This window comes from Corynebacterium sp. 74A (assembly GCF_008930665.1).
Taxonomy (GTDB): Bacteria; Actinomycetota; Actinomycetes; order Mycobacteriales; family Mycobacteriaceae; genus Corynebacterium; species Corynebacterium megadyptis.
Window position 1 is genome coordinate 232666 of sequence record NZ_PQMG01000004.1, and the last position, 10682, is coordinate 243347.

At 61.6% G+C, this 10682-nt stretch carries 11 protein-coding genes, 1 tRNA gene and 1 rRNA gene; 5 read left to right on the top strand and 8 right to left on the bottom strand.

The genetic code is table 11. The features are described from left to right. Positions 1–262: 262 nt before the first annotated feature. Entirely contained in the window at positions 263–1531 is a 1269-nt protein-coding gene (locus GBB11_RS07980; RefSeq protein WP_151550280.1) for a hypothetical protein, read from the top strand. Here the strand turns inward: GBB11_RS07980 and GBB11_RS07985 are convergent. After that, positions 1528–1863 carry a hypothetical protein gene (locus GBB11_RS07985; RefSeq protein WP_151550281.1) on the bottom strand — a complete coding sequence of 112 codons (336 nt, stop codon included), beginning with the start codon at positions 1861–1863 and terminating at the stop codon, positions 1528–1530. The genes GBB11_RS07980 and GBB11_RS07985 overlap by 4 nt on opposite strands. Before the next feature lie 56 nt (positions 1864–1919). Continuing rightward, positions 1920–2489 (bottom strand): TetR/AcrR family transcriptional regulator, encoded by a 570-nt coding sequence (locus GBB11_RS07990; RefSeq protein WP_151550282.1) that lies wholly within the window; start codon positions 2487–2489, stop codon positions 1920–1922. Between the two features lie 670 nt (positions 2490–3159). Here GBB11_RS07990 and GBB11_RS07995 point away from each other — a divergent pair. Next, the gene (locus GBB11_RS07995; RefSeq protein ID WP_192795971.1) at positions 3160–3909 is read left to right on the top strand and encodes an Ltp family lipoprotein; all 750 of its coding nucleotides are present in this window, start codon (positions 3160–3162) and stop codon (positions 3907–3909) included. Positions 3910–4265: 356 nt separating this feature from the next. Here the strand turns inward: GBB11_RS07995 and GBB11_RS08000 are convergent. The 4 genes from GBB11_RS08000 to pgm all read right to left on the bottom strand — a co-directional run bounded on the left by GBB11_RS08000 (position 4266) and on the right by pgm (position 7640). Further along, positions 4266–4338, bottom strand: a tRNA-Ala gene (locus tag GBB11_RS08000). Between the two features lie 201 nt (positions 4339–4539). Then, on the bottom strand, positions 4540–5250 hold the full coding sequence (locus tag GBB11_RS08005) for a thioredoxin domain-containing protein (RefSeq protein ID WP_151550283.1): 711 nt from the start codon (positions 5248–5250) through the stop codon (positions 4540–4542). Positions 5251–5312: 62 nt separating this feature from the next. Beyond that, positions 5313–5807, bottom strand: a complete 495-nt coding sequence (locus tag GBB11_RS08010) for a MauE/DoxX family redox-associated membrane protein (RefSeq protein WP_225979298.1) — start codon at positions 5805–5807, stop codon at positions 5313–5315. 177 nt (positions 5808–5984) lie between these two features. Continuing rightward, positions 5985–7640 carry a phosphoglucomutase (alpha-D-glucose-1,6-bisphosphate-dependent) gene (gene pgm / locus GBB11_RS08015; RefSeq protein WP_151550285.1) on the bottom strand — a complete coding sequence of 552 codons (1656 nt, stop codon included), beginning with the start codon at positions 7638–7640 and terminating at the stop codon, positions 5985–5987. Positions 7641–7951: 311 nt separating this feature from the next. On the opposite strand from pgm, the gene GBB11_RS08020 reads away from it, so the two are divergent. Genes GBB11_RS08020 through GBB11_RS08030 form a run of 3 tightly spaced genes read left to right on the top strand, consistent with a single transcriptional unit; the run spans position 7952 to position 10049 of the window. Continuing rightward, positions 7952–9367 carry a sodium:alanine symporter family protein gene (locus GBB11_RS08020; protein ID WP_151550286.1) on the top strand — a complete coding sequence of 472 codons (1416 nt, stop codon included), beginning with the start codon at positions 7952–7954 and terminating at the stop codon, positions 9365–9367. Between the two features lie 56 nt (positions 9368–9423). Next, the gene (locus GBB11_RS08025) at positions 9424–9738 is read left to right on the top strand and encodes a CrcB family protein (protein ID WP_151550287.1); all 315 of its coding nucleotides are present in this window, start codon (positions 9424–9426) and stop codon (positions 9736–9738) included. Beyond that, positions 9714–10049 carry a CrcB family protein gene (locus tag GBB11_RS08030; RefSeq protein ID WP_151550288.1) on the top strand — a complete coding sequence of 112 codons (336 nt, stop codon included), beginning with the start codon at positions 9714–9716 and terminating at the stop codon, positions 10047–10049. Before GBB11_RS08025 ends, GBB11_RS08030 begins: the two co-directional genes overlap by 25 nt. On the opposite strand, the gene GBB11_RS08035 is transcribed toward GBB11_RS08030, so the two are convergent. Beyond that, positions 10046–10471, bottom strand: coding sequence for a DUF2871 domain-containing protein (locus GBB11_RS08035; protein ID WP_151550289.1), 426 nt, complete (start codon positions 10469–10471; stop codon positions 10046–10048). The two genes, GBB11_RS08030 and GBB11_RS08035, sit on opposite strands and share 4 nt — an antisense overlap. Positions 10472–10567: 96 nt before the next feature. Further along, positions 10568–10682, bottom strand: a 5S ribosomal RNA gene (rrf, locus tag GBB11_RS08040); the annotation flags it as partial.

The following is a 10682-nucleotide window of genomic DNA, read 5'->3' on the forward strand; positions in this document are numbered from 1 at the left end:
ATACACGCCCCCAGCTGCGGCAATGCGCTGCCCCTCCACTAAGCACACGCCCCACCCATCTACTCCAGCGACTGTGAGGAAATTCACCGAACAAAACGATTCAACCACCATTTTGGGGTAGTTCCGGCGAGTCGAAAGCGTGGCGGAGATGGCGTCGATAAGCGCTCTCTGCGCTGTAGCGTGTTAGAAGAACGGCCACATTCATGGAAAGATGGGGCGCACGTTACCTGACCTTACATATATCCCTAAGGGGCAACACACCATGAAAGAGAGCATGGCAATCGCCATGGCCTTTGTCGGACTACTCGTGGGGGCGGGCTTCGCCACCGGCAAGGAGATGATGCAATACTTTGTCTCCTTTGGCACCGGAACCGGAATCTGGGCACTCGTGCTCACCGGCGTCATCCTCATAGTAGTGAGCGCCGTCATCCTCCAGATCGGCAGTTTCTTCCTCGCCGATGAACACAGCGCCGTATTTAAAAATGTGGCCCACCCGCGAGTCTCGTGGATTTTGGATGTCGCCGTATCCATCACCATGGCCACTATGGGCATGATGATGCTCGCCGGCGCAGGCTCCACCTTCGAGCAGTCTTTCGGCGTGCCCTCTTGGTTGGGCTCGTTGATCATGGCGGTGATCGTTTACTTTGTCTGCTTCCTTAATCCTGTGCGCGTCTCCAGCGTGATTGGCGCTGTCACCCCGTTGATGGTCGTGGCCATCGTCGCGCTGTTCATCTACACCATCGTCAATATCCCTGAGGGGTTCTCCGTCGAGGCCGCCAATGAGATCGCACTCAATGAGCCCACTCCCGTGAAGCCGTGGTGGTGGTCGGCCATGAACTACGCCGGCATGTCCCTGATTTGCGCGGTGGGTATGTCGCTAGTGATCGGCGGCTCCTACACCAAGCTCAAAGCCGTAGCCGTCGGCGGCATGCTGGGCGGACTCATCCTTACCGTCATCTTGGTGCTGGAAACCGTCGTGTTGTTCTTCAATGTGGACACTGCTGCCGGCAAGGACATTCCGATGGCGGCGATCGTCACCAACATTCACCCCGTGGCCGGCTATGGCTTGTCGCTGCTGATTCTGGTGATGATCTTCAACACCGCCCTCGGCGATGTCTATGCCTTCTCCCGCCGCATACAGGTGGCCACCCCCACCCCGCAGTGGGTGAACCTGCTGGTGATTCTGGGTATCAGCTGGGCGATCAGCCTCATCGGCTTCGGCCCGCTCATCCAGATCATCTTCCCGATCTTGGGCTATATCGGCATGGTGATCGGCGTGATCTTCGTGATCTGGCGCATCCGCTGGTCGCACCTCATCACTGGTGAGAAGCAGCGCCGCCACCGCATTCGCCAGCTCACCCGTGCGTATATCAACCCGAAAACCTATGATGATCACTCCCTCGAGCTCAACCACGAGCTCGACCGCTCCAAGGCCGATAACGAGAAGCTACTCGCTACCGTGGCCGATGAGGAGCGCACCGAGATCGAGGACGAGGACGATAGCGCCGAGCAGCAGGACTCTAAGGCTTAACGACGCAGCGCTCGCGGGTGATACACCGCCACGCTGGCTGCGAGCACACACAAGGTTCCCGCAGCCAGCGCCCACACCACGTGGGCCACGCGGGCCGCGTTCCCCTCAACAACAAGGCCTAATCCAAGGCCAGCTAGTGCTACGAGAGCCACCATCGTGTAGCCGCTGAGCATGCCTCGCGCCACACGCAGGTGAGCCACCGCCCACGCCCCGCAAAGCGCGGAGCTACCCGCGGCCACCGCCGCGACAAGCGCTCCCCCGCCGGTGCTAAACACCGTGATTATTCCGGTGAGGAGCACCCCGAGGGCCGTGGCGAGCGGTATCCAGTGCATAGCGGCCTCCTTCCCAGCCCGTCTCCCCACATGGGGTGGCGGGCTGTGTTGTGTGTTTATTGGGCCAGCGAGCGCAACCCCTCGAGATACACACGCGCAAACCATTCCTGTTGATCATCCACCAGCTGCCGCCCCACGGCGGGCAGCTCACGAGAGATCATGCCGATGCCCACGGCGAAGCGGATGGGAGTGACATCCGCGGGAATGAAGCGGTGCCGCCGCGCCTTATCTAATAGCCCAGCAAAGACCTCGCTGATTGCCGTGCGCCGCTGCTCCACGATTTCGGCCAGGAGGTTCTCGTCATACGCAAAGCGCGAAATCTGCTCCGCCAGCGGGGTGATCCCCAACCGCACCAGCTCGAGGATGACATCATTCCAGTTCTGCCACGGATCCTCGTCCCAGCTATGTTCGTGGGCCCGCACAATATCGTGCGCCTGTGCGGTGACGCGCTCGGTGACGGCATTAACGAGGACCCGCCGATCTGGGAAATTGCGGTGCACCGTGGCCACCCCCACATCGGCTTCGGTGGCGATTCGCCGAAAAGACACGTCAATACCCTCCTCTTGGAAGAGGGTTTGGGCCGCCATCACAATGGCTTCACGGTTCGCTTGGGCATCTGCTCGCATGAGGGGCTCGCTTTCTTCTCCTCGGACTCCACAGCTAGTCGTGGATCTTCAGCATCCACTGCGGCCATGTATGTCCGACTCTAGGACCAGATAATTAACGCTGGGCCATCCGTGGCTAGCCGATAGCCCCACCCTGAGAATCTGGACGCACGCACTTATCCTCCATCATTCACCATAGAAGCCCAAAAAGAGAGCCTCGCACACGGCACGCTGGGGACTCGGCTCTGTGCTCGCTGTGTTCTCGGTGTTGGTGGGGCGTGGGCTAGTGGTGCGGGCGGGGTTCGGGCCGGCGGGGTGCGCACAACTACGCGCGGTGCACATAAGGGCGATGGAGGGGCCAGAAAACATGCGCCCACATACCCGTGGTGTTCGATGAAATACTAGCGCTGAACTGGGATGTTCGACGCGTTCGACAAACGGTGTCCAGGCCGCATGTTTGTATCACTCTTAACAGCAGTGAAGAGAAGAAAGAGAACCCTATAGTCGAATATCCCTGAATTTTACGCGGTGCCAAACAATTCCCCGCTGATCGCCTCCCCTTATTCATTCCTCCTGCGATCAGCACCCCCATTCTCGCCACCGGTGTCGCTATGCACCGTCTACCTCATCGACACACGGTGTCACCCTCCGGCCTCTAGGCCACTGATCTACGAAAGGTAGTGCACAGACCGTGACCAACCAGTTCCCTCACAACGGGCAGGAGCCCCAGAACGGAAATACTCCCCAAGGCGGGCAGCCGCAGTATGGCGAGTTCCCGCAGAATGGCCAGCCGGGGCAGCCTTATGCGGGGCAGCCCTACCAGGGCCAGCCGCAGCAGGGGCAGCCGCCCTTCCCGCCGCAGCAGCCGCAGAAAAAGAAGAAGGGATGCCTGTTCTGGGGCGGGATCGTCGCTGCGGTGTTCATCCTCCTTGGCGCCTGCTCCGCCATGTTCTCCGATGGCGATAGCAACACCACTGCAGATTCCTCGACGTCCAGCTCCGCGGCGGAAGAAAGCTCGCAGGAGGAGACGGCCACCGAGGCTGCAGCGGACGATCAAGCCCCCGCGGAGGCGGCACCCGCCGCGCCGCCAGCGGAGCAGCCCGCGGCTGAGGACAACTCCGCAGAGCAGGAGGTGCCGCGGGAGTACAAGAACGCCCTGAAGAAGGCTGAGCTCTACTACTCCATGCAGCACATGTCGAAGGCCGGCATCTACGACCAGCTCACCTCCGAATATGGAGAGAACTTCCCGCCCGAGGCAGCTCAGTGGGCCGTGGATAATCTCGACGCAGACTACAACCAGGCTGCGCTGAAGAAGGCTGAGGTGTACTACACCGACATGGCCATGTCCCGCGACCAGGTGTATGAGCAGCTCATCAGCGAGTACGGCGAGAAGTTCACCCCCGAGCAGGCCCAGTACGCCGTGGATAACCTGCAGGATTAACAGGACTAGCAGCACCCCGTGCTGCTCGGTCTCTGTGCAGCGGCGACGCCCCTGATCGGCCTCTCGCCGCTGCTCCTCCCGTCGCCGTTAGCTGCCAAATGCAGCGTGTCGCCAGCGTTGGTGGAGCCGCTCGCAGCCCCCATGACCTCGGCGTGAGCGGGGTTGAACACGGACTGGCGACCGTCTGGCACGCCTTCTCTGGGGTGTAATCGGTTGAATCGCTAGCCATGACTCCCGCTGGGAATCGACCCCAGCATCACCCACCTAGGAAGCCACCACCACTAGTCAGTGCAGCTAAGCACCTGAGAACACGAAAAAACCCTGCTCCCAAAAGGGAACAGGGTTTTCGTATCAAGTGGAGCTAACGGGATTCGAACCCGTGACCCCCACACTGCCAGTGTGGTGCGCTACCAGCTGCGCCATAGCCCCTTGGACGCTCTATAACTTACACAGCCCCGTTCATCTTAAGCAAATCAGCTGTTCAGGACCTGTTTTCCGGAAGCCTCCAGAAGCCGTCAGAAGCCTCCAAGCCCCAGAGCCCCACGCCCCTGCTCGGACACTACAACGCACCAAGGCGGCACATCACTGTGCCGCCTTGCCTACTAAGGGTGCTGCTGAAGCCTCGGGCTACTAGCCCACGAGGTCCTTCACCCAGTTATCGTTGGGCAGCAGATCCTCGCCGTTGTGGATCACGTGCGGGCTGCTCACAGCCCGGCCGGTTGCTTCCTCCAGCTTGGCGCTGTTGGCGGCGCTTGCTTCGCTGTATTCTTCGCGATCGGACTGGTCCGCGATGGCGTCGCGCAGGCTCTTGTCAGCCCCTACTTCCCCAGCGGCGGCAGCGAACTGATCCGGCTCCCAAGAATACATCGCCTTCTGGTTATTCATCAGATGCGAGCGGAAGTTCCAGTACTCATTGGCCGTGCCGGACTTAGCGAGGGTGTAGGCCGAGGTTGCGGCCTTCGACGAGGGACCATCGTTACCGCGGTCGAGGAAGTTCAGGGAGCGGATATTCACCACGAGGGTGCCGTCCTCAATGGCCTTGAGCATATCCTCATCGGTGGCCTTGGCAAGGTCAGCGCAGTGCGGGCAGGAGTAGTCCTCGTAGAGGTCTACCTCGGCGGCGTCCGTGCTGGTCTTGTCGCTCGTGAGACGGATGGCGTTGTCTGTGACCTCCAGGTTGATGGAGGTGTTCACAGTGTTCGCCGCGATCTCCGCCTTCTTTTCGTTGCGGCCTTGGATCACGATGTAGCCAACAACCACAGCGATAACGACCAGTAGCGCCACGAGCGCCCAGAGGAATCCGGATCCCTTGTCGTTAGGGTTCTTAATTTTGTTGCTCACGAAGAGGTCTCATCTTTCACATTGGTTGGTGCTCTCGGGTGATTGCCCCGAGAGGGGAAAACTTAAGGGTAAAGCGCCCAGCGGCGGAAGGGGTTGATCCAGACGATCGCCGCTAGGGCAATAAAGGCCAGATCGCGCAGGATCTCCAGCGCATAGGTAGTGCCCGTGACACTGGCATCTACCCCACCGCCGCCAAAACAGCCGCAGTCAATGCTGAGACCACGGGCCCACGCAGAGGCGATGCCTATGATGAACACCGCAAATAGCAGCGCAGAGAACGCGGCGGCGGGGCGCAGGAAGAGGCCACTAAGCAGCATGATCCCGAGGATCAACTCGACGGCGGGCAGAGCCACGCCGATAAAGTTACCCATCTCCCAACTCACCAGCTCATAGGCATGTACTGCCTGGGAGGAGGCTACGGGGTCGGAGATTTTGGTTGCCCCACTGACAATCCAGATACCGGCCAAGGCAAGGCGGGCGAGCGCGCCCACAAGAGGCGTGCTGATCAGTCCCTGTATTCCTCGACGCGGCGCGGGCTGGTGTTGAGTGGTGGTCACAGCCTTGAAGTTACTAAAGCACCCCGCGTGAATAAAACCATGTCGGTCACTTTCAAGGGGATTCACAGCATTTTGACAGCTGGCAGGGGTGGGCCAGACGCACATCACCCACCAGCCGGCGCGCAGAGCGCGAGCTGGTGGGTGATGTGCTGCGCGGCGGCGTCGATAAGCGGCCGCTTAGCCTAGGACCTCCGAGACGAGGGCTTGCGCCTCGGCCTGGACCTTCTTCAGGTGCTCCTCGCCCTGGAAGGACTCGGCGTAGATCTTGTACTTGTCCTCCGTGCCCGAGGGGCGGGCAGCGAACCAGGCGGACTCGGTGGTCACCTTCAGCCCGCCGATGGCAGCGCCATTGCCGGGGGCGTCGGTGAGCTTGTTGGTGATGGGCTCGCCTGCGAGCTCGGTGGCGGTGACATCCTCCGGGGAGAGCTTCTTCAGCACGGCCTTCTGTTCGCGGTTGGCCGGCGCATCGGTGCGCGCATAGGAGGGCGCGCCATAGGTTTCGGCCAGTTCGGCATAGCGCTGCGAGGGGGTCTTGCCGGTGACGGCGGTGATCTCGGAGGCGAGCAGATCGAGGATGATGCCGTCCTTGTCGGTGGACCACACGGTGCCGTCGTGGCGCAGGAAGGAGGCGCCGGCGGATTCCTCGCCGCCGAAGCCGACGGAGCCATTGATGAGGCCGGGCACAAACCACTTGAAGCCTACCGGCACCTCCACGAGGGTGCGGCCAAGCTCGGCGACCACGCGGTCGATCATGGAGGAGGACACCAGGGTCTTGCCCACAGCGGTGTCCTTCGCCCAGTGGGGGCGGTGCGCGAAGAGATAGTCGATGGCCACCGCGAGATAGTGGTTGGGGTTCATCAGCCCGGCATCGGGGGTGACGATGCCGTGGCGGTCGGCGTCGGCGTCATTGCCGGTGGCGATGTCGAACTTGTCGCGGTTGTGCACCAAGGAGGCCATGGAATAGGGCGAGGAGCAGTCCATGCGGATCGCCCCATCGGCGTCGAGAGTCATGAAGCGCCAGGTGGCGTCCACGCGCGGATTCACCACGGTGAGATCCAGCCCGTGCTTCTCGGCAATCACTCCCCAATAGTCCACGGAGGCCCCGCCCATCGGGTCGGCGCCGATCCGCAGACCGGAATTCTTGATGGCCGCGAGATCCACCACGTTCGGCAGATCGTCGATATAGGTGTTCAGGTAGTCATAGGTGCCGGCGCGCTCATCCAGCACACCGCTGACGGGGGTGCGCTTGACCCCCTGCAGGTCCTGGGCGAGCAGCTCATTGGCGCGCTGGGCGATCCAGTCGGTGGCGCCGGTATCGGCGGGGCCACCATTGGGCGGATTGTACTTGAAGCCACCATCGCGCGGCGGGTTGTGCGAGGGGGTGATCACGATGCCGTCGGCGCGCTTCGGGTCCGTGCCCGTCACGCCGCCGCTCAGGCTCCGGTTGTGGCGCAAAATGGCGTGGCTGACTGCTGGGGTGGGGGTGTAGCGCCCCGCGGCGTCGACAAGCACATCCACGTCATTCGCCAACAGCACCTCGAGAGCGGACAGCATCGCAGGCTCGGACAGCGCGTGGGTATCGCGGCCGATGAATACCGGGCCGTTGATCTTCTCCTTGACGCGGTAGTCCACGATGGCCTGGGTAGTGGCCAGAATATGGTACTCGTTGAAGGCCGTGTTCAGCGACGAGCCGCGGTGACCGGAGGTTCCGAACACCACCTGCTGATCCGGGTCGGAGGCGTCAGGGATTCGCGTGTAGTAGGCGGCGACCAGCTCAGCGATATCAATGAGATCGGAGTCGAGGGCGACCGCGCCCGCGCGCTCATGAACCATAGGGAAATCAGTCTCCTTGGTTGTCGTTAGAAGTGAACTATCACTTCCATCATCCTCCCTTTTCGTCGATCGCGCAGCGGCCTGCCCCACATTGGTGCCCACGCTTATCGACGCCGCCCTCCTGCCCCACTACCGCTGGCCCCGCGGCCCACCCAGCACCCCCGAATCTGTGCAGTATGCAGAAAAACACGCATTTGAGTTACCTAGGACACACATTAGGAGTATGCTGAGCACACTTAAGGCGCCCTCAGCTTGTGTGCTCACGCACGATGGCGCCGCTACGCTGCTCACGTTCGACCGAAGGAAGAACAATGGACTCATTGCTGGACATTCTCAGCACAATCGGCGGCTTCGTGTGGGGCCCCTTCCTGCTGATTCCCCTGTTGCTGGGCACGGGCTTGTTTATGACGATCCGCCTCGCCGGGTTGCAGTTCCGCAAGCTGGGCGTCGCACTGCGCCACGGGCTCTATGACAAGGGCGAAGAGGGCAAGGGAGACATCAGTAACTACCAGGCCCTCACCACGGCGCTCGCCGCCACGGTGGGCGTGGGCAATATCGTCGGCGTGGCCACCGCGCTCTCGATCGGCGGCCCGGGCGCCCTGTTCTGGATGTGGATCACCGGCCTAGTGGGCATGGTGTCGAAGTACTCCGAGGCCTTCCTCGGCGTGCGTTTCCGCGTCACCGATGAGAAGGGCGGCCAATCCGGCGGTCCGCAGCAGTATCTCAAGCGCGGCATCAAGGGTCCGGTGGGTAAAATCCTCGCCTTCCTCTTCGCTTTCTTCGCCATCATCGCCTCCTTCGGTATCGGCAACCTCACCCAGGCGAATGCCGTGGCCACCGGCCTGCAAGACAGCTTCGATATTGATCCCATGGTCACCGGCATCGGCATGTTCGTGCTCGTCGGCACGGTGCTGCTGGGTGGCATTCAGGCCATTGGCCGCGTCACCTCCGCCTTCGTGCCGTTGATGATCATCATCTACATCGTGGGCGCGGTCACCGTGCTGGTGATCAACGTCAACGAGATCCCCAACGCCCTGCTTCAGGTCTTTGGCGACGCCTTCACCGGCACCGCCGCCACCGGCGGTTTCGTGGGCTCCGGCATCTTGGTGGTACTGCAAATGGGTGTGGCCCGCGGCATCTTCTCCAATGAGTCCGGTATGGGCTCCGCCGCTATCGCCGCGGGCGCGGCAAAGACCAACCACCCCGTGCGCCAGGCGCTGGTGTCGATGACCCAGACCTTCATCGACACCATCATCGTGGTCACCTTCACCGGTCTCGCGATCATCACCACCGGGGTGTGGACCCTCGGCAAGGACGAGGCCGGCAACATGACGGCCCGCGCCTTCGAGACCGCCCTGCCGGGCCAGTGGGCGGGTACCATCGTCAACGTCTCCGTCGCCTTCTTCGCCTTCTCCACCATCATCGCGTGGTCCTACTATGGCGAGCGCTGCGTGGAATCCTTGGTGGGCTGGCGCGGCTCCCTGCCCTACCGCATGATCTTCACTGTGGTCGTCTTTATTGGCGCCGTCAGCCAGCTCCAGGTGGTATGGACGATCTCCGATATCGCCAACGGCCTCATGGCCCTGCCGAACCTCATCGGTATCCTCATTCTCTCCGGCCTCATCGTCCGCGAGACCACCGCCTACCTGCGCTTCGACCCGAAGCTCAAGGCCACCGACGAGCAGGTGCGCCAATTCCGCATCGACTCCAAACTCGATTGGTCTTAAATACCCACCACACGCCCCTCAGGTCATAACACTTCGACTACGCTTCTAGAAGTGTTATGACCTTTTATGTATTCGCCGGCGCGGGAGCCGCGCTGGGAGCAGTGAGCCGCTGGGTTCTCCTCGGCGGATTCGACTCCCTGTGGACACTTTTACTCATCAACGCCCTCGGCTCCTATGCCCTGGGCGTCCTCACCCGCCGCGGCGCCTCAGTGTTCTGGACCACGGGCTTCTGCGGCGGCTTTACCTCCTTTAGCGCCTATATGGCGATCGCGACGCTGGACATCCGCTATGCACTGCTCACCGTCGTGGTGTGCGTAGCTAGCGCCTATATGGGATTGAGGGGCTCATGCTTATCGACGCCATCACACTAGCCACCGGCGCCTTTCTCGGCGGCATGAGCCGTGCCTGGCTCGCAACCCACCTGCGTAGCCCTTGGGGAACGCTCGTGGCGAATGCGGCCGCGACCTTCCTGCTCGGGGTGGTGGTCGACGCTCCCCTCGCGGATTGGTTGCTGCTCGTTCTAGGAACCGGAATCGCCGGCGCACTGTCTACCTGGTCTACTTTGGCTAAAGAAATAGCCGCCAGCCTCCAAGACAAGAACTGGAGACTCGCGGCTATAACGCTCGTGAGTAATCTCTGCGTGGGTGCAGTCGCCTGGTGGACGGGCGCCGTCGTGTTCTAGCGCCGCGCGCGTTGGAATACTCGGACCCGCTGCTGCACGATAATCAGCAGCAGCACCAGCGCTACCGACATGAGGATGTGCCCGATACCGGAGATGCCGGCGAGCGCCGCCGAGTACTCCTCGCCGGGGTGAAGCACCTGCCAGCTTCCCTTCACCAGCATGTGGGTGATCATCCACGTCAGCGCCACCGTGTAGCTGAGGAAAAACGCTGGGAAGCGCTTATGGGTATCAATATCTAGTGCCGCGCTTAACGCGATGAGGACCAGCGGCATAATCACGCCGAGTACCAGCGCATGGGTGTGCACGGTGGAGAGCTGAGTCTCCCCGCTATATCCGTGATAGCGAGTAAATTCGCGATAGTAGACCCCAGCGATAAGACCAATGCCGAGGTAGACAGAAGCTAGAGTTGAGAGTTTTCGCATAACCACTGAGTCTAGTTGTGGGTATGCCTGAAGGCGGGGGAGGAGGTGAATGGTGTGTTCGCCTTCTCCCCCGCCTTGGGGTTATGTGAAGTTTTAGGTCGGCGGTGACTTACTCTCCCACACCCTCCCGGGTGCAGTACCATCAGCGCTGTCGGGCTTAGCTTCCGGGTTCGGAATGGGACCGGGCGTGTCCCCGATGCTATAACCACCG

Coding starts and splice junctions, on each gene's coding strand:
- GBB11_RS07980 (WP_151550280.1), top strand. CDS start 263: ATGAAAGAGAGCATGGCAATCGCCATGGCCTTTGTCGGACTACTCGTG.
- GBB11_RS07985 (WP_151550281.1), bottom strand. CDS start 1,863: ATGCACTGGATACCGCTCGCCACGGCCCTCGGGGTGCTCCTCACCGGA.
- GBB11_RS07990 (WP_151550282.1), bottom strand. CDS start 2,489: ATGCGAGCAGATGCCCAAGCGAACCGTGAAGCCATTGTGATGGCGGCC.
- pgm (WP_151550285.1), bottom strand. CDS start 7,640: ATGGTTCATGAGCGCGCGGGCGCGGTCGCCCTCGACTCCGATCTCATT.
- GBB11_RS08020 (WP_151550286.1), top strand. CDS start 7,952: ATGGACTCATTGCTGGACATTCTCAGCACAATCGGCGGCTTCGTGTGG.
- GBB11_RS08025 (WP_151550287.1), top strand. CDS start 9,424: ATGACCTTTTATGTATTCGCCGGCGCGGGAGCCGCGCTGGGAGCAGTG.
- GBB11_RS08030 (WP_151550288.1), top strand. CDS start 9,714: ATGCTTATCGACGCCATCACACTAGCCACCGGCGCCTTTCTCGGCGGC.
- GBB11_RS08035 (WP_151550289.1), bottom strand. CDS start 10,471: ATGCGAAAACTCTCAACTCTAGCTTCTGTCTACCTCGGCATTGGTCTT.